Here is a 24172-nt window from a genome sequence, read left to right as displayed (position 1 = left end):
GGGTTGCCGGCCTATCCCCGCTCTCGTCCATGCTGGCGCGAGCGCCAGCTACATCCTCATGACGCCACGGCCGTCGATCTGATTGTTCCGCATCCTGTCGAAGATGCCATTGATGTCCTCCAGCCGATTGACCGAGTAGTGAACCTTCACTTTCCCATCCCCGGCGAATTGCAGGCACTCCGCGAGATCGAGGCGCTCCAGATCATGGGATCACCGGCGGATGGTATTCGAGCGTGTAGGCCAGCGCCCAGAGCATGAACAGCACAAGGGGCAGGTGGACGAGCAACTGGAGAAACGTGAAGCCGACGACGTCGCGCGCCTTCAACCCCAACACGCCGAGCAGCGGTAGCATCCAGAATGGGTTGATCAGGTTCGGAAGCGCCTCGGCCGCGTTGTAGACTTGTACCGCCCAGCCGAGATGTACTTTGAGGTCGTTGGCAGCCTGCATCACATAGGGCGCCTCGAGGAGCCACTTGCCGCCTCCCGAAGGAATGAAGAAGCCGAGCACCGCCGAGTAGATGCCGATCACCAAAGGATAGAGGTGCTGGGTCGACATCGCGACGAATGCATGAGCGATTTGGTCGGAGACGGTCAGGCCGGCCTCGTTCTTCGCCATCGTCAGGATTGCCGCGATGGAGCCGTAAAACGGAAACTGGATCAGCACTCCTGAAGTCGCCGGAACGGACTTCACGACCGCGTCAAGAAAACGCCTTGGCCGCCAGTGCAGCAGCATGCCGAGCATAATGAAAAGGAAATTGTAGGTGTTGAGGCTGGAGATCGCGATCATCGGGTCCTTGGTCGCAAACTCATGGATCAACCACCCCGCTGCAAGTGCGACGATTAGGACCGTCAGCAGAGGGGAATGTTCCAGCCACTCGCCTGGCTGCTGTGGCTGCCGCTGTTCACCCGTCTCCCCGCGCTCGACCTTGATCCCCATGGCCTGCGCCGTGATGGCAGTGCCGGGCCCCGGAGCGGACGAGACGGCAATCACGACCGAGATGGCCACCAGAACGGCGGTGATGACGACCGACTGCCAAAGGAAGATCGTTTCGGAGAATGGGATGACGCCCGTGATCGGCAAAAGCGACTTCGGCAGGCTGGCGGCATTCGCCTGCAGTTGCGCAGCCGAGGACGAAAGCCCCATCGCCCAGGTGGCGCCGAGCCCCAGATAGGCCGCCGCGGCCGCGGCACGATAGTCCATCTTGAGTTCCTGGCGCTCCGCGAGCGCGCGTACCAGCAGCCCGCCGAAAATGAGGCTCAACCCCCAGTTTAAGAGCGACGCCAGCATGCTGATGGCCGCAATCAAGYCAACGGCTCCTGGCCCGGTTCGTGGAATCTCGGCGAGACGATGAATGAGCCTCTGGGCCGGAGACGATACCGCGACGACATAGCCTCCGATCGCGACGAAGGCCATTTGCATCGTAAAGGTGATTAGGCTCCAGAAGCCATCGCCGAATGCCCGGCTGACCGAGAGAACGGACGCGCCGTTCAACATTGCAGCCAGCGCGACGACGACAACCGCGATCGCCACGAAGACAAAGGCGTCGGGAAACCAGCGCTCTGCCCACGCAGTAAAGGAAATCGCGATTCTCGCCAGGACGCCTTCCTTCGGCGCAGGCTCGTCGCGCAAATTCGGAATCTCTGCCAATACCGGCTTCGTCATGGCTCATTTTCCTCGAAGATTTTTCTTCATCAAATCTGTTGAGGCAATCTCGGTGTCGACTTTTCTGATTTTCTAGATTTTCATCTCAAATACATTGGTGTGAATCCGAAGAGTTGCTTCCGTCGCAGCCACGATCTGGTCGACAGTTACGCCAGGCGCGGTCTCGAGCAGCGTTGCCTGCCCATCAGGAAATGCGATGACGGCCATCTCGCTGACCACGAGGTCCACGGGCCTCGACGATGTCAGTGGCAGCGAACAGGTCTTCAGAATCTTGGGCTGACCTTTGGCCGTGTGCTGCATGGCGACCACAACACGCTTGGCGCCGGCAACGAGATCCATCGCACCGCCCATGCCCGGTACCATCTTTCCGGGGATCATCCAGTTCGCCAGCAGGCCTTGCTGATCGACCTGGAGGCCGCCGAGCACGGTCATGTCGACATGGCCGCCGCGGATCAGGCCGAATGAGGTGGCGCTGTCGAAAGTGCACGCGCCGGGAAGAGCCGTCACCGGACGGCCGGCAGCGTCTGACAGAAGCGGTTGGATCAGCCCCTCCTCCGGAACAGGACCGGTGCCGATAAGTCCGTTCTCGGATTGGAAAAACACCTGGATCCCGTCCGGAACATAGTTGGCAACCAGCGTCGGAATGCCGATCCCGAGATTAACGAGCATTCCCGCTCGCAATTCCAGCGCAATCCGCTTAGCGATAATCTCTTGAGCATCCATCGGCTGTCACCCGGTAGCGATCACATAATCGACGAGAGGCGCCGGCGTGACGACGTGATCCGGCGGAATGAAGCCGACCGGCACGACATGCTCGACCGTCACCATGGTTGTGTCGGCGGCCATGACCATCACGGGGTTGAAGTTCCGGGCGGTGAGCGCGTAAGTCAGATTGCCGAGATAATCCGAAAGGAAGGCGCCGATGATCGCGAAATCGGCGCGGAGCGCCGTTTCGAGGAGATAGCTCCGGCCATCTACCTCGATCTTCTGCTTGCCTTCCTCGACGATGGTTCCCACGCCGGTCGGCGTCAGAACACCGCCAAGACCATAGCCGCCCGATCGGATGCGCTCGATCAACGTCCCCTGCGGCACCAGATCGACCGTGATCCGTCCCTCGATCATCTGTTTTTGCGTGACCGGGTTGAGCCCGATGTGGCTCGCGATCACTTTTCGCACGAGCTCTGCGTCGATGAGCTTGCCGATCCCGCGTCCGGGCATCGCAGTGTCGTTGGCGATCACAGTCAGGTCGCGTTTTCCCTGGCGCACCAACTCGTCGATTACACGTTCGGGCGTGCCGACACCCATGAAGCCACMGATCATCAGGCTCGCGCCGTCAGGGACCATATTGACCGCGTCAGCAACAGGGATCGACTTCATGCCCGGCCCTCACATTCAAGATGCGCGTCTTGCCGTTTGAAATCCGCAGCGGTTCCAATCGAACGCTAATGCGTCGGACTGCCGATGCTATTGTCCTTTAGGGAGCCTCCACAGCTGCCAAGCGGCGAGCCGGCTAGGGCGCTTGTACAGATGCGGATGGGAAGTCAGCTGCAAAACCCGCAACGGCGCCTGATAGGGGCACATACATGGTTGGTTGATCGCAGCCCGCGCCCGCTCAGTCCATGATGTGGTAGCCGCCATCAATGTAGATCACGTCTCCGGTCATTAATCGGGCGGCATCGTGAGCGAGGAAAGCCGTCGCCAGGCCGACATCGTCGATGCTGATCAGCTCGCGGGCCGGGGCACGGGATTTGGCCTTCGCCAATAATTCATCGAATTCGGCGATGCCGGAGGCTGCGCGGGTGGCGAGGGGGTCGGGCGAAACGGCGTGGACCCGGATACCCTTGGGGCCCAGTTCGGCGGCGAGATAGCGCACCGAGCATTCAAGAGCTGCCTTGGCCACACCCATGATATTGTAGTTTTCTACCACCATCTGCGAGCCGTAATAGGTCATGGTAAAAAGCGTGCCGCCCTTCTTCATCAACGGCTCGGCCAGATGCGCCATGCGGATGAACGACCAGCACGAGATTTCCATGGTTTCGAGGAACCCCTCGCGCGGCGCGTCCGTCACGCGGCCCCGAAGCGTGTCCTTGGGGGCGGATGCGATCGAGTGAACCACGAAATCCAGTTCTCCCCACTCGGATCGGATGCGCTCGAAAACGGCTTCGAGCTCTCCGGGCGAGCTCATGTTCATCGGCATGACAATCGCAGCCTCCACCTCCTGCGCCAATGGCTCGACATAGGGCTTCGCCTTCTCGTTGAGATAGGTGACGGCGAGTTCGGCGCCAAAGGCGCGAAAGGCGCGGGCGCAACCCCAGGCGATCGACCGGTCGTTGGCGATGCCGACGATCAACCCTCTGCGGCCTTCCAGGAGCTTGGCTTTGACGGTGGGCAGCGGCATGACGGGACCTCCGGTCAGGATGCGGCGGACGTGTGGAGCAACGCGAAGGTGTGGCGGGCGATGACGAGTTCCTCGTCAGTTGGAATCACGAGGAGCGCCACTTTGCTTGCTGCGGTGGACATGCAAACGGCGCCGGATTCATTGGCGTCGGGGTCTAGATCGGCACCCAGCCAGGCAAGACGTTCGGCGATGCAGCCGCGGATAGCCGGCGCGTTTTCACCGACTCCTGCGGTGAAGACGAAGGCGTCGAGTCCACCAAGAGCGGCCGCCAACATCCCGGCCTGCAGCGCACAGCGATGGACGAAATGGTCGATTGCGAAGGCCGCGCCCGCCTCGTCACTCGCCAGCAGATCGCGCATGTCATTGGAGAGGCCGGAAAGACCCTTGAGCCCGGAATCGCGATACAGAAGATCAGAAACATCCTCCGCGCTCATGCCCTTGTGGGTCATCAGTTAGAGCACTACACCGGGATCGAGCTGACCGGGTCGGGTCCCCATCGGGAGGCCAGTGCGTCAATTGCTGGGCGGCGCGATCGGACATGCGGGATCCCTTCGGATGAAGTCAGGACGCGATACGATTGCCTGGATTCGACGGCCCAAGAGCTACCGGCTCACTTGGAGTCTGAAAGAACAGGGCAATGCGCGCGAGCCTCTCGCTAGTGGCGTCCGTTAGCGAGCCTGCCGCCTCCAGCACTTCGCGCAGAGCCGCGAAAGCCGCACGCCGCTCGTCTGGCTGCTTCGGCAGCAAAGCCGGGATGGCTGCGAGTGCCGCATCCTCGTCGATCAGGAGCATGTAGTACTGTTCGCGTATCACTTTCTTGAATTCCCGAAGGCTTGTTTGCCGCGTCGCAGGATGGGCCTGTCGGATACGACGGATCGCCTCGAAGCCGCGCTCGTCAACGCTGCCGCGTGCCAACCCGACATAGATTAGTGAACGGGCCAGCCCTTCGCGAAGCCCACCTGCCGTCATGAGCGCGCGCAATTCTGCAATCCGGGCTTCGAGGAGCTTGGCGTGCAGCAGGTTCGCCGCCGCTTGGCGCGGCCGGCGATGTGACTTGACGTCGACACCGAGCGCGCTCTGAAGCGCCGACGTTCCATAAATGGCGTGGAAGCTTTGCTCCGACATTTTCTCGATCTGTTTGCGCCAATTTTCGAAACTTTCGACGATCTGGTCGGAAGCCTTCTCCTGAAGCGCCAAGAAAGGATTATCGGCGGGGATTGCCTGCCTGTGTCCCCGAACGTTTTCCGCGGCGCCTTCGACCCATGAGAGCCACGGATTGCTGGCTCCAAACATTTCGTAGGAAAGGCGAAGCGGATGCAGGCTCCGCAACGCCGCGGCCATCGGCGTTGTGACGAGTGCCTGGACGATCGGCTGCGCCACGGTCCGGTAGAGCGCGAGGTTGATTTCGGAGACGCGCGCAGCGGCGGCAAACCGTCGCTCATCCTCCAGATCATTTCCGCCCATGGCACGAATGTCATCCAGGGTTCGCGCTTCGCAGCGCATGACCCATGACCCCGTTACGAGATCGGGATTTGTGACCGCTTCACCCTTTGCCTCAAGAACTGCCTCGTAAAGGCCGGGCGGCAACACATCGATTAGGTCGATATTGGACGCGAACTCATCGTGCTCCTTGCGGGCCACTCCCGAAGAGACGAAGATACCAAGATGACCCACAGTCTCGTGCACCGCGTAGACGATTGTCTGGCCATAGGCGCGGATGTCGTCGACGCTATCGTATAGGTCGAGGATCCAGTCGAGCGCCTGCTGCGGGGGGGTGATGTTGTCGCCCTTGGAGCAGAAGACCACGATCGGTGAGGCAATGTTGCGTAAATCGATCGTCGTTCCATCGGAAGTCTGAATCGCACCGGCTGCAAGCTTGTTCCCCACAAAGAGCTCGTCGACGATAAACTGCATTTCTTCGGCATTGAGTGTTACATGCCCACCCCACCATTTTTCGAAACCGAGATAACGATCTGCTTCCGTGTCGATCTTTGAGTAGAGATTGTATTGCTTCGACCAAAGCGTGTTTGCGGGATTCTGACTCTCGAAATTCTGAACTAACGAAGCCCCGTCGAAGATGCCGGCACCCAGATCGCCTGCAAGCGCGGTCAACCAACTGCCGCCGAGCAGCCCCCCCGCGTACCGCATCGGAAACTGCCCCCTGACGCCAGCCCAGTAGGACAACGGCGTGCCGGCGACGATAATCGGGCCGAAAAGCTCCGGGCGCAGCGATGCCAGGATCATGACTGCCCAGCCCGCTTGGCAATTGCCGATTACGCAAGGCTTGCCCTCAGCCTCTGGATGCCGCTCGATGACTTTCTCAAGGAAGACTGCCTCGGCGCGCGCGATGTCCTCGATGGTCTGGCCGTGCACAGGGTCGGGCAAGAAGCCGATAAAATAACAGGGGTGTCCCGCCTTCATGGCGACGCCGATTTCGCTGTCGGCCTTGAAGCCGCCGATCCCGGGGCCATGGCCTGCGCGCGGATCGACGACAACGAAGGGACGCTTGCGTTGGTCGATGACTATGTCGGGCGGTGGTATGATGCCGGCCAGAACGTAGTTGACCGGGCGCGCGAGGTTGCGCCCGTCACAAATCAATTCCGCTTCATAGTCGAGTACGTTTGGAGCGAGTTGCTTCGCCTGCTCCTCATACTGTCCTGCTCGCTTGCGCATTGTATCGAGGAAGAGAATCGCGCGCTGCCACGCGTCGGTCGAGTAAGAAAATGCGCTGTCTAGCGTGGACGGGTCTAATTTCTGAGATGTCGTCGGCTTGACCATTACACACTCCCGCCGGAATTCAGTTCCTAGTCGGCGCGGTTTTAGCCGGTCAGTGCGTAATTTACGAGTCCGATCTCGAAACGCCAGTTCTGGCCGACAACTGCATCTACTGAGCGCCCGAGGCACGCGCAAATAGGATTCCAGCGGAGAATCGCATGTGATTCATGGGTTTCGACTGATCTGGAGGTCGGAAGCGATGTCTACTCGGATGGACGAAGACGACTGGGCGTCAAAGAGAAGGACAGGCCCGCCTTCTTCGCCATCACGCTCATAAGGCCCGCCCGTATCGAGCAGGGCATCGGCACCCTCAAACGCTTCAAGCGCGTTGGCCTCCGATGCGAAAAGACAGCCCGGAATTTTCGGTCCATCGTCAGCTTCGCCGCAGGCCTATGCTTGATCAAATTCGTCCAGACGGCCTAACACGTAAGTAGCCGAGTGAAATTGGCGCGAGGCCCCGCGGCTGGCGTCCCGAAATGCCGCAATCAGAGCTTCAACGCCTGCCTATACTCCTCGCCAAACGTGGACAGTGAACTGGCGAGCACCGTCGCCGCGCCATCCACCAGGCCGCAACGGCCGGAACCAGGCAGCAGCCGCGTAAGATTCTCCAGGGCCGCAAGATCRCTCGGCCGCCCGGCGCCGGCCTCGATACGCTCGAGGATGCGCGAAACCTGATTTGTGCCGATCTTGCAGGAGGGGCATTGACCGCAGGAATTGGCCGCGAAGAAAGCGACGTATTCTGCCGTCTTGCGCAGGATACTAGTGCCTTCGCCAACTACGATCATCGCACCCGTGCCGAGCCGCGAGCCACGTGCCCGCAGGCTGTCGAAATCCAGCGCCACGTCGAGATCACTGGCCGTCAGCAGCGTGTTGGAAGGACCGCCGGTGAAGACGGCCTTGAACCCCTTATCCGCGAGCATTCCGCCGCCATGGCCGAACACCAGGTCGCGTAGGGAGGTGCCCATGGGCAGTTCGTGCAGGCCGGGGCGCATTACGTCACCGGACAGCGAATAGAGCTTGGTGCCCACCGCATCGCCGAGGCCGAGCCCCCGATACCAAGCAGCGCCCCGGCCGAGGATGTGCGTCGCATGGGCGAAGGTCTCGACATTGTTCAGCAGCGTCGGCGCGCCGTACACGCCCTTCTCGGCGGGGAAGGGCGGCTTGAGCGACGGGAAGGGAAAGCCGCCCACCACGCTGGCCACCGCTGCCGTCTCCTCGCCGCCGACATAAAGGCCGGAGCTGGGACTGACACGGATCTCCACAGGCATCCCGATCGCCCCGCCGACGCGCGCGAGGAGAGGATGCTGGCGCCACGCCGCGGACGCGGCGTGCAGCATTTCCACCAAGCCGGTCTCGCGCGGATTGACGTAGAGGGCAATCCTGTTCGCCTTGACTGCGATCGCGCCGATGAGCGCGCCCTGGATCACCTGGTGGGGCGTGCGGGAGAGCAGGAATCGGTCCTTGAAAGTGCCTGGCTCATCCTCATTGCCATTGCAGATGATCCATTTCCCGCCTCCCTCCGGGCAGAGCGGCTGGGCAGCCACGGCGGCCCATTTGCGATGCGTCGGAAAGCCTGCGCCGCCCAGACCGCGCAGCCCGGCAGCTTCCAGGGTGGGAATGATGCTGGCCGGGTCCGACAGGGCACGCTCCAACCCTTCGCCGCCGCCCGCCGCGAGCCACCCGGCGAGATCCGGACCGACTTGGATGGCCTCGGCGGTGAGCACTGCGGTCATGTGGCGATCGACCTATCGGTGGAGGCGTCGAAATTGCCATAGGGCGGAAAGATCATCGGCGACTTGCGGCTAAGTGGCAGGCCCTGCATCTCAAGGGCGCGGCGCCAATTGGCCAGGTGCGCCAGACCGACGTTACGCGGCCGCTCCCCCCGTGCGTCGGCCGCCGCGCTGGCACCGGCGTGGCGGCCGAACACCACCAGTTCCAGCAGCGCGTTGCCCATCATGCGGTTGCGCCCGTGCAGTCCGCCGGTCACTTCGCCGGCACACAGAAGGCCGGGGACGGCCGTGCGGCCCTTCGGGTCGATCAACACACCGCCATTCTGGTAGTGCAGCGTTGGACGGATCAGGAAGGGTTCTTCGGCCGGGTCGAAGCCGCCGCGATGCGCGAGGTGGAGCAGCGTGACGAGGCTTTTCTCCAGGATGCCGGGCTTCGCCTGTTCCAGGGATGGCGTGTCAAGAAAGACGCCGGTCTTGCCATCGCGGCCGATGCCCCGGCCCTCGGCGATCTCGCGCAGGACCGCTGAGGCCACGATGTCGCGTGGCTGCAATTCATCGACAAAACGCTCACCCCGCCCATTCACCAGATAGGCGCCGGACGAGCGGGCCGCCTCGCTGACCAGCGCGCCTTCCAGGTGCGGCGGCCAGGCGATGCCGGTAGGGTGGTACTGGAAGCTGTCCACGTCGCGCAGCGCAGCGCCGAGGCGATAGGCCAGCGCCAGCCCGTCCGCCGTGGCGCCGTAGTGATTCGAGGTCGGAAACCCCGCGAGATGCAGCCGCCCCGCGCCGCCAGTGGCCAACACCACCGCCCCGGCGCGCGCCAGCACCGCGCGGCCGTGAGCGAAGTCGTGCAGGACCGCCCCGGCACAGCGGCCGCGATCGTCGCTTAGCAATTCCAGCGCCGGATGGCGGTCGAGGAGGGTGATCCCCGGCTGCAGCAGGGTCGCTTCCCGCAGCGCCCGCATCAGTTCCAGCCCGGTGAAGTCTCGATAGGACAGCAGTCTGGCCGCGGTGGCGCCGCCCGGCTTCTTGCGCAGCAGCGTACCGCCCATGCGTTGGCTGTGCTCGGTGAGGTCGAAGTTCATCCCCTCCTGGATCAGCCAGCGGATGGCGGAAGGTCCGTCTGCGACCAGGGCCGCCACCAATGCCTTGTCGGCGGTGAAATGGCCCGCGCGCAGCGTGTCCTCGAAATGGCGTTGCAGGCTATCCTCGGCGCCCACGGCGGCCTGGATGCCGCCTTCGGCCATGACGGTGTTGCTGTCTCCGATGCGCAGCTTGGTGGCGACCAGCACGCGCGCCCCGGCACGGGCGGCGGTTAATGCCGCCACGCAGCCCGCTCCACCACCGCCGATGACCAACACATCAGCGTCCAGGGTCGGAGCGCCGGCGAGGTCCACATCCTCCAGCAGCGAATCCGCCTGCAGCAGGTCAGCGAGGATGGCCGGGCATTCCTGGCCGGCGCTGACGCCGACCCGGAGCGTCACCATGGCGCCCGGCTGGCGGTCAGGGTGGTAGCCGGCCAGCAGGTCCTGCACCGGCAGGTCCAATGCCTTGGCCGGGGCCGGGGCGGCAGCTCGCCAAGCCTCCACGGCTTGCGCATGCGGAATGCAGGCGGCGCTCAAGCAACGGACTCCGTAGCGGGCGGATTGGCGCCGGGCGCGTCGAAGTCAATCGGCTGCCGGCCTTCCCCGATCTCGTGCAGGCGCATGATCAGGTCCGACGGGCGCAGTGTGAGGGAGGCGCGCATCCGCCGCACGAACTGGCCCAGATGCGCAGGGTCTATATGCTCGGGGCAGGCGGCAACGCAGAGATTGCAGAGCACGCAGTGATCGAACAGCCCCGCCGCCGCGTCGGTCTGGCCCAGAACGGCCAGATCGACCATGCGCTGCACCTCGATCCCTTTGGGGCAGGCGTGGTCGCAGCCGCCGCAGTGGCGGCAATGCTTGGCTTCGGGGAAGACCGCGCCGATCTGCTCGATGGCTGTCCAGCTGTCGGTGAGGAGTTGCAGGTCGTAGCCATGCGCGCGGCTAGCCGGGAAATGGTCGATGAAGGCGACCTGCATGCCCTCCTCGGCCAGCATCTCGCAGGCGAGCGCCGTGCTGGCCAGCCGCTCGCCCGTGCGGCGCACCAGAACCCGGCAGGCACCACAGACCCCCTGGCCCATGCAGCCCACATTCTCGGTGAGCGGCAGGCCGGCCCCGATCCAGGCCTGGAGCAGGGAGACGCCCCTGGTCGCCCGGATGGCATGGCCGTCGAAGGTGAAGCCTACGCCATCGGCGGCTGCGGCATCGTCGGCCATGCGGGTTTCTCCTCCATCCGTCATCGGGTTCACCAGAGGCCCAATATCCTCCACCAGGTGGTGCCGAGCACCGCGTAGATGATAAGCTCCCCAACGCACATGATGAAGCCGACGCGCCACCAGGTGCCCAACGGCACATAACCGCTTCCGAAGATGATGGGCGAGGTGCCCGTGGCGTAGTGCGTCAGTGTCATCATGATGCTTGAGCCGGCCACCATCATGAGCAAGAACGGTATCACATAGTCGGGCGGCACCACGCTGACGCCCACGGTCAGGAAGGCGAGCATCATGGCGCTGATGTGCGCCGTCGTGCTGGCGAAGAAGTAGTGCGAGAAGACAAAGAGCAGCACGAGCAGCGTCGCGGCCAGCTCCCATCCCATGCCGGCGGCCACGATGCCGTTCTTCAGCAGGTTGGAGAACCAGGGGATGACACCGGTCTCGTTCAGCTGCTCGGCCATCATCACCAGGGCGCCGAACCAGATCAGCGTATCCCAGGCGCTCTTTTCCGAAAGGACGTCGTCCCAATCGATCGTGCCGGTGATGATGAGGGTGAACAGGCCCAGGAAGGCAACGGCTGTGGGGTCAAGCGTGAAGGCCGGGCCGAAGATCATCGCCGGCACGTTGGCCCAGAGCACGAGCAGCATCGCGAAGGTGCCGATCATCACCCATTCCTTGCCCGAGAGCGGGCCCATGCGCTTCAGTGCGGTCTGCGCATATCCGACCGCATCCGGCGTCGCCTTCACCTCGGGTGGGGAGAGGTTGGAGATGGCGATGGGCATGAGCAGGAGGCAGACCAGGCCCGGTACCACCATGTAGAGCGCCCAGGCCGTCCAGGTGAGATGGAAGGTCTGGTTCGTGACCCGCGCGACATAGTCGACCACCAGCGGGTTCGGCGCCGTGGCGGTGACGAACATGCCCGAGGTGATCGTATTGGCATGCATGTTCACGAGCGACAGGTAGGTGCCCATCTTCCGCTCGGTGCCCTTGGCAGGATCGGAATCAAACGCGGTCGCGATCGATCGCATGATCGGATGCACGATGCCACCACCGCGGGCCGTGTTGCTGGGCGTGAAGGGCGCCAGCACCAGTTCGCAGATCGCCAACCCATAGCCGATCCCGATGGTCCGCTTGCCCAGCAGGCTGATGAAGATCAGGCCCATGCGGCTGCCCAGACCGGTCTTCTTCAGGCCGCGCGAGATGAGGATCGCGACCACGATCAGCCAGATGAGGGGACTGGACAGGCTACCCAGCGCGTCCGCTATGGCGCCCCTCGAGGAGGTCGCGGTGACCTGCGAAAGGGCGACGATGGTCATTGCCATCATGGCCATGACGCCGATCGGCATGACCTTGAGGATGATCGCGAGGATGGTGGTCAGGAAGATGCCCAGAAGCGCCCAGGCCTTCGGCGTCAGCCCTTCGGGGGCGGGCAGCAGCAGCATGACGACCAGGAAGATCGTCGTGATGATCGCGGGCTGCAGTCGGAACGGTACCGATGCCTTGAAAAAATCGAACATCGCCTTCAGGCGCCCGAGCATCGGCAATTTCCCCCTTGCAACCGTGAATTCGATCGAGAAGTTCGCAGATCTCGATAGCTGCGACACCAACCGCTCACCGGACTGAGAGACTCAACACCAGATTATTGCAGGTTAATTGGTTTTAGGTTTGCCGCTAGGTGCAAGTACGCCGTGCACCCTGACAATAGATGCGGCCCAACATGTAGCATCTGCGAGGCTTCGCCAGCATGGTGCAGGCCGATGACTATGCCGGCTGCGACGGCCGGCCCGTCAACACCGCCGGTTCGATGAGCTCGGGGTGCTGGCAGGCGCGGCAAGGCTCGCCAACCCGCGCTCCGTCAGGCTGCCGCGCTTGGGAGTTCCGATGCTGCCTATAATCTACCCTTCAACTTGGATTGTCGCAGATAACAATGTATCTAATTGATAACATAAGACAATTTATGGCGCCTGCAAGTTTTTTCGATCACGCAAGGGGAGAAGGGAAGCGGGGCGCGGAAACGACGGCCTGACCGTCAGACCCGCTCGCCGAGCAGTGCGATCTCCTGGCGGAGCATGACCGTGCCATGGGGCTCGAAGCCGCGCTGTTCCAGCGTGATCCGGGGCGCGGTCGCATCACCTTCGATACGGAACAGATGCCAGGTTCCGAGCTCGCCATGGCCGCGCGGGCCGAGAGAGGCCGAGGGCACGCCGACGATCGGCACGTCATGGCCCGGGCCTGGGCGCCAGGCCAGCGAGAAGCTGTGGTTATGGCCGTGGATGACGAGGTCGGCGCCCTTGCGCTTCAGCATGGCCTCGAAGGCGGCGGCGTCGACCAGTTCGCGTCCGCGCTTGGCGCCGCCGACATAGGGCGGGTGATGGATCAACACGACGCGGATCAAACCCTCGTCGCGCGCGCGATCCAGCAACGCCTCGATGCGCTTCATCTGTTCGCTGCCGACGCGGCCCGTCGCCATCAGCGGCATGGTCGGCACGCCGCTGTTGACGCCGATCAGCGCGACCGGCCCGCGGCGGCGATACCACGGATAGCCGGCGCGGCCTTCGTCATCGGAAATCCAGGGAGCGAGCAGCCCGGCCAGCGGCTTCAGCGAGGAGCGCGCATAGGTGTCGTGATTGCCGGGGACGAAGCTGACCGTCTCGCGCGGGCCGAGCGTGTCGAGGAAGGCGATGGCGGTCTTGAATTCGTTCGGCAGGCCGATATGGGCGACATCGCCTGTGCAGGCGACATGGTCCGGCTGCTGCGCATGGATGTCGGCGACGATCCGCGCCAGGATCTCCATGTCATGGGCGTGCCGGCGCTTGCGGCGCCAGTTGACGTAACCGGTCGCACGCTTACCAAAGAGCTGATGCAGCGAAAACCCGGCGAGCGGGCCGAGATGCGGGTCCGACAGATGCGCGAGCTTGAACACGCTCAAGCGCTTGCCCTTCCCGCGTGCCGTCAGTCAAGCGCGCTGTTGACGCGCCTCGACTGGCGGATGCGGACAGCCTCAGTTGGCGTAGCCGGTCAGCTCCGACACGATACGCGAATCGGTCAGCGTGACAGCGGGCTTCCAGACATAGGCAGGCTTGGCCCTCAGGCGGGCGATGATGAAAGAAAGCAACATGACGATAGTCCCCAGCGGTGATGCGGCGGTGTGATCCTTATTTGGGGCGCGTTTGTGACAGAGCAACCAAGTTGCTGGACGATCCGTTATGCGCTTTTTGCATAGACAATTAACTCGGGCTTGAGAAATCTCCGATGCAACCGCCGACGCACTCCGGCTCTGCCGATCCGGAAACGCCCCGGACGATCCGGCAGCGACTGCTGACCCGGCTTCTCCATCTCTATTTTCGGTTCGCGCGCGGCGTGACCTTCGGCGTGCGCGCCGTGGTGCTGAACGATAGCGACGAGGTCTTCCTGATCCGCCACACCTATGTTCCGGGCTGGCATTTTCCCGGCGGCGGCGTCGAGGTCGGCGAGACGGCGGCGGAGTCGCTGGAGCGCGAACTGTCGGAAGAGGCCGGAATCGCGGCGACGGAGCGGCCCGTGCTGTACGGGCTGTTCTTCAATCGCCGGATTTCGCGGCGCGACCATATCGCCGTCTATGTCATCCGCGCGTTCAAGGTCGAGCAGGTCAAGCAGCCGGATCGGGAGATCGCGGAAGCCGGTTTTTTCCGGCTCGACGATCTGCCGGAAGGGACGACGCCGGCCACGCGGCGGCGGCTGGACGAGATCGCCGCGGGCAAGCTCCCCGCGGCCGAGTGGTGATCGCGAGCGTCGGCTGGCGCGGGATCGCGCGACTCATTCCGCACTTTTCGCCAGCTTGCCGAAATCGGCGTCGAGCTTCGCCAGAGCCGTCGCGATCCGTGTACGCCTGTCCTTGATCCAGGCATCCTGCTGATCGAGGCGCTGCTTCGCGCCCGCCAGCATGCGGTCCATCTCGGCAGGCTGTGGACCACCGGAGGTCGCACGGTTCTTCACGATCGCGACCGGGTCCAGCGTCGCGCGGAACTCGGCCTCGCTCATCGGCAGCTCCGCCACCGGCAGGCTCATCTCCACCGCCGCCTTGCGATAGATCGCCTGCGCCTGCGCATAGGGAAAGTCGGTCGGCTTGATGCCCTTGTCCTTGGCGTAGTCGACCACCTCGGAGGCGAAGTGGTGCCCGGCGCGGAAAGGCAGCTTGTACTGCCGCATCAGAACGTCGGCGAGCTCCTGCGAGGCGGTCCAGTCGCTGTTGAGCTCCTCCAGAGCACGGTCGGGATCGATGACCAGCGCCTTCAGGATGCGGTCGAGCCCCTGCAGGGTCTTGGCGGCACTGTCGATCATGGCGCTGTTGGCCTTGGCATCCTTGGCGTCGGGCATGCCGGGCGGGATGTTATGCGCCTTGAAGATGGGCCCCATCGCGAGCGAGAGCGCCGTCGAGGCCTCCTCCCGCGTGCCGTTCAGCAGGCCGGGATTGCGCTTCTGCGGCATGGCGCTGGAGACATAGGTGTTGCCTCCGCCCTCGCGCAGCAGGATCCAGGGCCGCGACTGCGCATATTGCGTCATCACGTCCTCGATGAAGCCGCCGATATGGAGCGCGATGCCGGTCACGATGCCGCCGGTCTCGACGGGCAGGTCGGCGGCGGCGATCTGCGAGGCGTCATAGGCATTGTCGACGAGGGCACCGAAGCCGAGATAATCGGCCATGCGCTGGCGATCGAGGGGCCAGCTCGTGCCGTTGAGGACGGTCGTGCCCATCGGCGAACGGTCGACGCGGGCATAGGTCTCGCGGATGCGCTGGGCATCGCGATCGAGCCCCGCCGCGAGCCCGAGGAGATAGTGGCCGTAGCTGTTGGGCTGGGCCGCGACCCCGTTGGTGTAGTTGGGGACGATCGTCCCCCGATGCGTGGCGGCGAGCTCCACCATCGTGCGCGTCGTCCTGTTGAGCTCGTCGGCCAGCGTCAGCATCCGGTCACGTAGGATCGCGGCGCGGTAGGTCGCATGCATGTCCTGGCTGGAGCGCCCGGCATGGATCAGCGTGACCTCGACGCCGGCCTCCTTGATCATCAGCGGCTCGAAGGTGATGACGGTCGAGGGGCGCTTGGCGCCCGGCTGGTTGCCGGCTGCGATCACCTTGGCGATGCCCTGTGCCAGCTTGGGCGCGAGCATGCGGTCGAGCAGGCCCTGCTCGGTATTGATGACGGTGCTCGCCTTGTTGATCTCGCCGAGCCAGAAGAACTCGTCCCTGACGGATTCTTTCGGCAGGGCCTGCTGCTGGGCATGGGCGGGCAGGGCGCTCGCCGCCAGAAGGATGACAGCGTGCCACAGGCGTGTCGGCATTGGTTTCCTCCGTTGTGAAGCGGCACCTGTCCGATGCCTTGTCGCTCCTCGAAAGCGACCGGTTATTCCCCCCGCCGTTCACGTCGTGAATCGAAACCAATCCGCCATCGCCGGCAAGGCGGCGGGGCGCTGGCGCGAGACGGATGGACGCCGGCCGGAAGCTCTGCTAGAGGCGCAGCCCATGACGAACGGGCAAAGCCTCCGAGACCTGCGACGACCGGCGCGCTGAAAGCGCCTGCCTGGCATTGCGCCCATACGCGCCTGCCTTCGTTTCGCCGATCCGCTTCTTGCCTCGCGTTAACGTCATGACATCCCTGCCTTTGACCATCCGCCACGAATTGCCCGTGGACGCCGCCGCCATCGAGCGCCTGCATGAGCGCGCCTTCGGGCCCGGCCGCTTCGCTCGCACGGCTTTCCGCTTGCGAGAGGGCGTGCCGCCCGATCCGGCGCTGTCCTTCGCCGCGCATGTCGGCACCTTTCTCGTCGGCTCGATCAAGGTGACGCCGGTCGTCGCGGGCGGCCACAAGGCGCTGATGCTCGGGCCGCTGACGGTCGACCCCGCCTTCGAAGGCCGGGGAATCGGGGCTGCGCTGATGGACCGTTCGATCGAGGCCTCGCGCGAGGCCGGTTACGACCTGATCATGCTGATCGGCGATGCGCCTTACTACGCCCGTTTCGGCTTCAAGGTCCTGCCTCTCGGCCAGCTCGTGCTGCCCGGCCCGGCCGATCCGGCGCGCTTCCTGGCGCTGGAGCTGGTCGAAGGCGTGCTGAAGCAGCGCCGCGGTGCGGTGACGTCGGCGCGGGTGGGGTGAACCCAACCGGCGTCATGCTCGGGCTTGACCCGAGCATCTCGGAAACCAGTGGCTTCTCGTCCAGAGATTCTCGGGTCGAAGCTGTGCTTCGCCCGAGAATGACGGCGGGGCCTCAGGCCTGACGCTTGAAGCGGCGCCCGCTTTCCCCCAGCCAGCCGGCGACGAGGGCGCCGAACAGGATCGCGAGGCCGAGCAGCCCGACGAAGAGCGGCGAGATCTGCACGCCGCGAACGATGCCGGAATCGCTGATCCTCAGCCCGATCCAGTCGTTGCCGGCGAACTGACTGCCGGAGCGCACCGGCACGATGCGCGGCAGGCTGACGCCGGAGCCGCTCTCCCGGCCGATGCGGCGCGAGGAGCCGCCGGTCGATTGCGCCAGCGACTGGAGGGCGGCGGGGTCGCTGACCACCTCCATCAGCTCGCGCGGGTTCTCGGGGCCGACGCTGGCGAAGGCGGTGAGATTGTCGGAGGTCAGCCGGTAGAGGCCCTGATCGCCGGTCGGGATACGCGCGGTGAACAGGCCGGGGCGGCCCGGCTCGAGCGGGATCGTCCGCGACTGGCCATCGGGGCCGGTGATGGTGATGGGGGTGGGATTGTCGCTCAGCGTCTGCCGCTCGACCTCGACGGTGCCGCCGCGGGCGGTGGCGCGCAGCGCCTCCTCCTCAAGCTCCGGCTCCTTCATCAGCCAATGGCTCAGGCGGCGCAGCAGGTCGAGATAGGGGCCGCCATCGCGGAAGCCGCGGGCCCAGAGCCAGGCGTGATCGGAGAGGAAGAGCGCGACGCGCCCCTTCTGCTCGCGCGCCAGCATCAGCAGTGGCCGTTCGCCGGGGCCGGTCATCACGGGGGCAGCGCCGGCGCGGGCCTGCGCGCCGACCATGCGCAGCCATTCGCCCCAGCGCGGCGGCGAGACTTCCGAACCCGGCAGGTCGCGGGTGACGGGGTGGCGCTTGCCGGGCTCGCTGACCTGGGCGCGATAGGCCTCGTCGATGACGCTGCCATCCGGCACGGCCGGCAGGATCTGGCCGAGCGGTGTGCGGGCGAGCGTCTGCGATCCCGCATATTCCGGGCCGGCGGCGACCAGGAGTGCGCCGCCGTCGCGGACATAGCGGACGATGTTCTCGAAATAGAGCAGCGGCAGGATCGACTGGTTGGCGTAGCGGTCGAAGATGATCAGGTCGAATTCCTTGATCTTGACCTGGAACAGCTCGCGCGTCGGGAAGGCGATCAGCGAGAGCTCGTTGATCGGCGTGCCGTCCTGCTTCTCCGGCGGGCGCAGGATGGTGAAATGGACGAGATCGACATTGGCGTCGGCCTTGAGGAGGTTGCGCCAGGTGCGCTCGCCCGGATGCGGCTCGCCCGAGACCAGCAGCACGCGCAGCTTGTCGCGCACGCCTTCGATGGTGATGACGGCTCGATTGTTGGCGAGCGTCAGCTCGTTGTCGAGCGGCGCGGCCTCGATCTCGACGACGTTCGGCCCGCCACGGTCGATGCGAATGGGAACCTGCACGATCTGGCCGGTGGCGACGTCGCGGCGGGCGACGATCTCGCCGTCGCGGCGGATGGTGAGGCCGGCGCGGCTCGAACCGTTCTTGTCGACGACCCGCAGGCGGATGACCTGATCCTTGCCGACGATGCCGAAGCGGGGCGAATCGACCAGCATAATGCGGCGGTCGATCTCGGCGTTGCGGCCGGTGGTCAGGACATGCAGGGGCGCGCGCAGGCCCAGAGCCTCGGCATTGGCCGGCGTGTCGTGGGCGAGGCCGTCTGTGATGGCGATGGCGCCGGCGACACGCTCGGAGGGGACGTCGGCGAGGCTCGATGCGAGCGCCTCGAACAGGCGGGTGCCGTCGCTGGTGCCTTGCGCGTCGCGCAGCTCGACGATCCGCGGCTCGACATTGGGAATGCCGCGCAATTGCCGCTCGACCTCCGCCACCGCGGCGTCGGTCTGAGCGGAGCGATCGGCGAGGCGGTTCGAGGCCGAACGGTCGACCACCACCGAGACGACGTCCTTGACCGGCTCGCGATCCTCGAAGACCAGCGAGGGATCGGCCAGCGCGACGGTCAGCACGATCAGCGCCAGCGCCCGCAGGATGGCGCTGCGCCCGGCCAGGACGATGGCCGCGCCGGCGGCCAGCGCGGCGAGAACGGCAAGGCCGATCAGCAGCGGCAGCGGCACCAGCGGGGCGAAGGAGACGCTCCACATGGTCATTGTCCCAGGCGTTCGAGCAGGGCCGGGACGTGGACCTGGTCGGCCTTGTAGTTGCCGGTGAGGGCGTACATCACGAGGTTGATGCCGGCGCGAAGCGCCATCTCGCGCTGGCGCGGATCGGCGCCGGAAAGCGGCACCAGCCCTTCGCCGCGCTTGTCGATGGCCCAGGCCGAGGCGAGGTCGTTGGCGGTGATGATGATGGGCGAGACATTGTCGCCGGCGCGCGCCGGGCGGCGGCCGTCATTGTCCGCCGGCGGAAGCGTCTCGACCCAGGTCGTGCCCGTGTCGTAGCGGCCGATGAGCTCGTCGAGGATGTAGAAGGTCTTGGTCAGGACGTGGTCGCGCGGCAGCGGCTCGAGCTCCGGGATGTCGAGCGTCTGCAGCATGCGCTTGAGCTGGTCGCCCTCGGGCGTGGTGCCGCCGCCCGGCCGCGCGCTCATGGCGTCGCGCGTGTCGAAGATCACGAGGCCGCCACCCTTCATAAAGGCTTCGAGCTTGCGCAGCGTCTCGGCCGAGGGGATCGGCCGGCCCGCGACGATCGGCCAGTAGAGCACCGGGAAAAAGGCGAGTTCGTCGCGCTCGACATTGACCCCGACGGCATCGCCGGGCTCCAGCGCCGTGCGCGCGCCGAGCACGGTGTTCAGGCCGGCGAGGCCGGCCTTCGACATGTCGTCGACGGCCCTGTCGCCGGTGACGACATAGGCGAGCCGCGTCACGGCGCCATTGGCGAGGAGTTCGCGCGGGATCGGCGGGCGATTATCGGCGGGCGCGGCCGGGGCGGGCTGGGCGCGGGCGATGTCGGGCAGGAGGCCGCCGGCAAATGTCAGGGCCAGGAGGATCGCGGCCGGCGCAGCCGCCTTGCGGACGCGGCCGAGATTGAGCCGTCCGCCGAGCCAGAGCGTCGCCAGCGTATCCACGATCAGCAGCAGCAAGGCGAGCACCAGCAGCGGCGGGCGGGCATCGCGCGCGACGGGCTCGTCGATCGGCAGGATCGGCGCGCCGAGGCCGGCGAGGTCCAGGGCTGCGAGTGTATCGTTCGGCGTCAGCGCATTGACGGCAAGCGAGCCGTCGGTGGGGCCGTAGAGGCCGGGCGGGTGGGCCAAGGTGGCGCGGCCGGCATAGTTGCGGGCAACGGGCTGGCTCGTCGCCGGCGGGGTGCGGAAGCGGCCGCTTCCGTCGAGCACGCGGGTCGGCGACAGCGTCTCCACGCGAGTCTCGTCGCTCTGCGCATCGGCGGCGGGCCCCGTGCCGGCGAGGTTCACGACCCTGCGCAGCATATCCACGAAGAGGACCGAGAGCGGCAGGTTCGACCAGGTCGTGTCGGCGGTGACATGGACCATGGCGATGAGGCCGTCGCCGCGGCGCTCGCCGGTGACGACCGGCGTGCCGTCCTCCAGCGCAGCCCAGGTCTTGCGCGAGAGGTTCGGCTCCGGCTCGGCCAGGATCTGGCGGGTGACGCGGATGTCGTCATTGATGATCAAGCCGAAGAAGGGGCTCTCCCGGGTGAAGGGCGCGAGCTTACGCGGCGTCTCCCAGGACAGCCCGCCGCCCAGCGTCCGGCCGCCCCGGCGCAGGCGAACCGGCGTCAGGTCGTCGGACGAGGCGGCAAGGCGCGCGCCGGCGAAGCGCAGCAGCACGCCACCGCGGGTGACGAAATCCGAGACCTTGGCGCTGGTGTCGCGGTCGAGCGCGCCGATATCGGCGAGCACGAGCACCGAGAGGTTCTGCGCGAGAAGCTCTCCGACCGGATCGGTCGAGCCCTGGCGCGGCTCGCGCACCTCGGCGAAGGGCTGGAGCGCGCGCGAGATGTAATAGGTCGGCGACAGCAGGGGCTGGGCGGTATCGGCGGTGGAACCCGAGACGATGCCGACGCGGCGGCGTTTCGCGCGATCATCGAGCAGGGCCACCGCGCCGGCGCTGTTCTCGCCGACGATCTCCAGGCGCGAAACGGCGTTGCGGACCTCGATGGGCAGGGTCAGCCGCGCTGTCGTCTGCAGATTGGAGCCTTCGAAGATGAAGGGCACATCGCCGAGCGGCAGGCCTTTAAGGTCGAGCGCACGGACCTGTCCGGTCGCGGGAGCACTCGCCGTCGGGCGCAGGACCTTCACGCTGAGAGCACCGGCGAGATTGTCGGGCGCGGCGAGCGCGAGCTGGCCGGGCGGCCCGGCATGGATCGAGAGGCGGCGCGCATCGGCAATCTGCTTCAGCCGCGCCTGGAAGCTGCCATCGTCCGCCATCGCGAGGCCATCGGATATCCAGACGATCTCGGCCTCGGGCGCGGTCTGCAGGAAGGCCTCGACGCGCGGCAGATGGGCGGCGCGGTCGGGCGCGTGAGGTTGAAGCGCCAAAGCCCGCAGCCGATCGAGGGCGGCGCGGGGTTCCGCGAGCGTGATGGCTGCCGGAGCCTCGGCGAGGCCGAGGATGGCGACGGGGCGGCCTTCGCGCGTCGCGGCAGCGATGCGCGATTCGGCGACGGCGATGCGCTCGGGCCAGTCGGCGGCGGCGCCGAAGCCGTTATCGACGAGCAGGAGGACCGGGCCGCGCAGCGGTGCGCCTTCACGCGCCGGATTCCAGATCGGGCCGGCGACCGCGAGGATGGCGAGCGCAGCCGCCGTCATGCGCATGGCAAGCAGCCACCAGGGCGTATGGGCCGGCAATTCCCGCTTGGCGACGAGGTCCGCCATGATCTTGAGCGGCGGGAAATCGATGCGGCGCGGGCGCGGCGGCGTCACGCGCAGGATCAGCCAGAGGGCCGGCAGCAGCGCGAGCGCTGCCAGGGCGAGCGGGGCGGAGAAACTCAAGGGGAGGGCGCTGAACATGGCGGGTCCCCTAGAAGCCCGACGCGCCGCGCGAGGCGGCGACGAGGCTGGCGATCCGCAGCACGGCTTCGCTGGCGGGACGATCGGTGCGGTGGAGCGTCAAGGTCCAGCCGGCCTTGCGGCAGGCCTCCGCGATCGCTTCGCGATGGGCAGCGAGGCGCTGGCGATACTCTTCGCCCCAGGAGCCGGCGTCGCCGACGCGCAGCGTCAAGCCGTCCTCGAGGTCGAAGAGCTCGGCCTGGCCGGTGAAGGGGAAGGTTTCCTCGATCGGATCGGCGATCAGCAGGACATGCCCGCGCGCGCCTGATGACGCCATGGTCGCGATGCGCTGCGCCAGCGAGGAGGAGGGTGAAAGCCCGTCGGTGATGATGATGGCGTCGGCCAGCCGCGGCAGCGGCCCGCCCGGCGGCAGATCGGCGTCGCCGCCGCGGCTGTCGGCGACGATGGCCTGGGCCAGCAACTCGACGATGCGGCGCGAGGCAAGCGCCCGCGTCAGGCCGAGATGGCCGACGCGCTCGCCACCCTCGACCATCGCTTCGGCCAGGGCGAAGCCGGTGACCAGCGCACGGTCGATCTTCGAGGCCATCGCCAATGAGGAGGCGAAACCCATCGATGGCGAGCGGTCGATCCAGAGCCAGATCGAGTGGGAAGCCTCCCATTCGCGCTCGCGGACGAAGAGATGGCCGTCCCGCGCCGAACGGCGCCAGTCGATGCGCGAAGCCGATTCGCCGGCGACGAGCGGTCGGTACTGCCAGAAGGTTTCGCCCGGCCCGGAGCGGCGCCGGCCGTGGATGCCGTGGATGCTGGCGGAGACGCGGCGGGCCTCGAGGATCAGGCGCGGCAAGCGCGCGGCGAGGTCGAGCGACTCCGTCAGGATCGGCTTGGCCGGCTTCCGTTCGCTCGAACCCAGGACGCGCGTGCGCAGCATCGACCTATCCCAGCCGTTCCACGAGCCTGCCGATGACGCGCTCGACCGTCTCGCCATCGGCGCGAGCGGCGAAGGTCAGGGCGATACGGTGCTTCAGCACGGGCAAAGCGAGGGCGGCGACATCGTCCACCGAGGGCGCGAGCCGGCCCTCGACCAATGCGCGGGCCCGCACCGCGAGCGTCAGCGACTGGCTGGCGCGCGGGCCGGGACCCCAGGCGAGCTTCTCGGTGACGGCGGCGTCGCCTTCGCCGGGGCGGGCGGAGCGGACGAGGTCGAGGATCGCATCGACGACGGCCTCGCCGACCGGCAGGCGGCGAACCAGGCGCTGGATCGACATCAGCGTCTCCGCCGTCATCGCCTGGGACGGCTTGTATTCGGTGGCGCCGGTGGTTTCGAGCAGGATGCGGCGCTCGGCCTCGCGGTCGGGATAGCCGACATCGATCTCCAGCAGGAAGCGGTCGAGCTGGGCTTCGGGCAGGGGATAGGTGCCCTCCTGCTCGATCGGGTTCTGCGTCGCCAGCACATGGAAGGGCGCGGGCAGGTCGTAGCGCTCGCCGGCCACGGTGACGTGGTGCTCCTGCATCGCCTGCAGCAGGGCGGACTGGGTGCGGGGCGAGGCGCGGTTGATCTCGTCCGCCATCAGGAGCTGGGCGAAGACCGGGCCCTTGATGAAGCGGAAATGGCGCTTGCCATCGGCGCTCTCGTCGAGAACCTCGGAGCCGAGGATGTCGGAGGGCATCAGGTCGGGCGTGAACTGAACGCGCCGCGCCGCGAGCCCCAGCACCGTGCCCATCGCCTCGACGAGCTTGGTCTTGGCGAGGCCGGGCACGCCGACGAGCAGGCCGTGGCCGCCCGCGAGCAGCGTGACGAGAGAGAGATCGACGACCTTCTGCTGGCCGAAGATGACCTGGCCGATTTCCTTGCGCGCCGCGCCGATGGCACCGAGCGCGGCTTCGGCCGCCTCGACGATGCCGCTGTCGAGATCGATCGGGGAATTGCTCTCGCTCGCGCGGGCCTGTACCGCCATGTCGGTCTCCTTCACTGTCGCGGGCCGTTGCGCCCCTATGCGAACCGATCGATGTGTTCCGCCGTTGACTGTGGACGGGCCACCCCGGCGGCTCAAGCGCCGAATGGGACGGTACACATCATCTCGGCTTCACGATTATGTGGAGTTCAAGGCAGAAACACGATGCAACCAATGTGCCGCAGCAGGTGGGGACGGGTCT

17 protein-coding genes and 1 pseudogene are annotated in these 24172 nt (G+C 66.0%); 2 read left to right on the top strand and 16 right to left on the bottom strand.

Annotated elements, in window-relative coordinates; genetic code table 11:
• Window positions 1–202: 202 nt before the first annotated feature.
• The 11 genes and pseudogenes from AC1DVA_RS21615 to AC1DVA_RS21565 all read right to left on the bottom strand — a co-directional run bounded on the left by AC1DVA_RS21615 (window position 203) and on the right by AC1DVA_RS21565 (window position 13785).
• Window positions 203–1663, bottom strand: a complete 1461-nt coding sequence (locus AC1DVA_RS21615; protein WP_476807227.1) for a short-chain fatty acid transporter — start codon at window positions 1661–1663, stop codon at window positions 203–205.
• 72 nt (window positions 1664–1735) lie between these two features.
• Window positions 1736–2386, bottom strand: a complete 651-nt coding sequence (locus AC1DVA_RS21610) for a 3-oxoacid CoA-transferase subunit B (RefSeq protein WP_476807226.1) — start codon at window positions 2384–2386, stop codon at window positions 1736–1738.
• A 6-nt stretch (window positions 2387–2392) separates the two neighbouring features.
• Window positions 2393–3040, bottom strand: coding sequence for a CoA transferase subunit A (locus AC1DVA_RS21605; RefSeq protein ID WP_476807225.1), 648 nt, complete (start codon window positions 3038–3040; stop codon window positions 2393–2395).
• 235 nt (window positions 3041–3275) lie between these two features.
• A complete protein-coding gene (gene fabI, locus AC1DVA_RS21600) occupies window positions 3276–4061 on the bottom strand; it encodes an enoyl-ACP reductase FabI (protein ID WP_476807224.1) in 786 nt (261 codons plus the stop codon).
• A gap of 14 nt (window positions 4062–4075) precedes the next feature.
• Window positions 4076–4567 (bottom strand): annotated as a pseudogene (locus AC1DVA_RS21595) (acetate/propionate family kinase); the annotation flags it as partial.
• A gap of 55 nt (window positions 4568–4622) precedes the next feature.
• Window positions 4623–6839, bottom strand: a complete 2217-nt coding sequence (locus tag AC1DVA_RS21590; protein WP_476807223.1) for a DUF3141 domain-containing protein — start codon at window positions 6837–6839, stop codon at window positions 4623–4625.
• Between the two features lie 482 nt (window positions 6840–7321).
• The gene (locus AC1DVA_RS21585; protein ID WP_476807222.1) at window positions 7322–8569 is read right to left on the bottom strand and encodes an NADH-ubiquinone oxidoreductase-F iron-sulfur binding region domain-containing protein; all 1248 of its coding nucleotides are present in this window, start codon (window positions 8567–8569) and stop codon (window positions 7322–7324) included.
• A complete protein-coding gene (locus AC1DVA_RS21580) occupies window positions 8566–10188 on the bottom strand; it encodes an FAD-dependent oxidoreductase (protein ID WP_476807221.1) in 1623 nt (540 codons plus the stop codon). Before AC1DVA_RS21580 ends, AC1DVA_RS21585 begins: the two co-directional genes overlap by 4 nt.
• The gene (locus AC1DVA_RS21575; protein ID WP_476807220.1) at window positions 10185–10865 is read right to left on the bottom strand and encodes a 4Fe-4S dicluster domain-containing protein; all 681 of its coding nucleotides are present in this window, start codon (window positions 10863–10865) and stop codon (window positions 10185–10187) included. Before AC1DVA_RS21575 ends, AC1DVA_RS21580 begins: the two co-directional genes overlap by 4 nt.
• 29 nt (window positions 10866–10894) lie before the next feature.
• Window positions 10895–12400 carry a DASS family sodium-coupled anion symporter gene (locus tag AC1DVA_RS21570; RefSeq protein WP_476807219.1) on the bottom strand — a complete coding sequence of 502 codons (1506 nt, stop codon included), beginning with the start codon at window positions 12398–12400 and terminating at the stop codon, window positions 10895–10897.
• A 491-nt stretch (window positions 12401–12891) separates the two neighbouring features.
• Complete coding sequence (locus AC1DVA_RS21565; protein ID WP_265054887.1) at window positions 12892–13785, bottom strand: metallophosphoesterase family protein; 894 nt, start codon at window positions 13783–13785, stop codon at window positions 12892–12894.
• Window positions 13786–14114: 329 nt separating this feature from the next.
• Here AC1DVA_RS21565 and AC1DVA_RS21560 point away from each other — a divergent pair, with 329 nt between their 5' ends.
• Window positions 14115–14624 carry an NUDIX domain-containing protein gene (locus tag AC1DVA_RS21560; RefSeq protein ID WP_476807218.1) on the top strand — a complete coding sequence of 170 codons (510 nt, stop codon included), beginning with the start codon at window positions 14115–14117 and terminating at the stop codon, window positions 14622–14624.
• Between the two features lie 33 nt (window positions 14625–14657).
• Here the strand turns inward: AC1DVA_RS21560 and AC1DVA_RS21555 are convergent, their stop codons facing one another.
• The gene (locus AC1DVA_RS21555) at window positions 14658–16178 is read right to left on the bottom strand and encodes an argininosuccinate lyase (RefSeq protein ID WP_265054432.1); all 1521 of its coding nucleotides are present in this window, start codon (window positions 16176–16178) and stop codon (window positions 14658–14660) included.
• A 305-nt stretch (window positions 16179–16483) separates the two neighbouring features.
• Between AC1DVA_RS21555 and AC1DVA_RS21550 the strand changes: the two genes are divergently transcribed.
• Complete coding sequence (locus tag AC1DVA_RS21550) at window positions 16484–16990, top strand: GNAT family N-acetyltransferase (protein ID WP_265054431.1); 507 nt, start codon at window positions 16484–16486, stop codon at window positions 16988–16990.
• Between the two features lie 112 nt (window positions 16991–17102).
• Here the strand turns inward: AC1DVA_RS21550 and AC1DVA_RS21545 are convergent, their stop codons facing one another.
• From AC1DVA_RS21545 to AC1DVA_RS21530, 4 genes are read right to left on the bottom strand one after another with little or no spacing between them, the layout of a single operon-like run.
• Window positions 17103–19193 (bottom strand): hypothetical protein, encoded by a 2091-nt coding sequence (locus AC1DVA_RS21545; protein WP_476807217.1) that lies wholly within the window; start codon window positions 19191–19193, stop codon window positions 17103–17105.
• A gap of 2 nt (window positions 19194–19195) precedes the next feature.
• The gene (locus tag AC1DVA_RS21540; protein ID WP_476807216.1) at window positions 19196–22018 is read right to left on the bottom strand and encodes a DUF4159 domain-containing protein; all 2823 of its coding nucleotides are present in this window, start codon (window positions 22016–22018) and stop codon (window positions 19196–19198) included.
• Between the two features lie 10 nt (window positions 22019–22028).
• Entirely contained in the window at window positions 22029–22946 is a 918-nt protein-coding gene (locus AC1DVA_RS21535) for a DUF58 domain-containing protein (protein ID WP_265054428.1), read from the bottom strand.
• Between the two features lie 4 nt (window positions 22947–22950).
• Window positions 22951–23973: an AAA family ATPase gene (locus AC1DVA_RS21530; protein ID WP_265054427.1), complete on the bottom strand. Its 1023-nt coding sequence runs from the start codon at window positions 23971–23973 to the stop codon at window positions 22951–22953.
• Between the last annotated feature and the right edge of the window lie 199 nt (window positions 23974–24172).

The organism is Allobosea sp. P4_C6, from assembly GCF_056402015.1.
The sequence above is the reverse complement of the archived record's forward strand: the minus strand, read 5'-3'. Positions and strand labels throughout refer to the sequence as shown.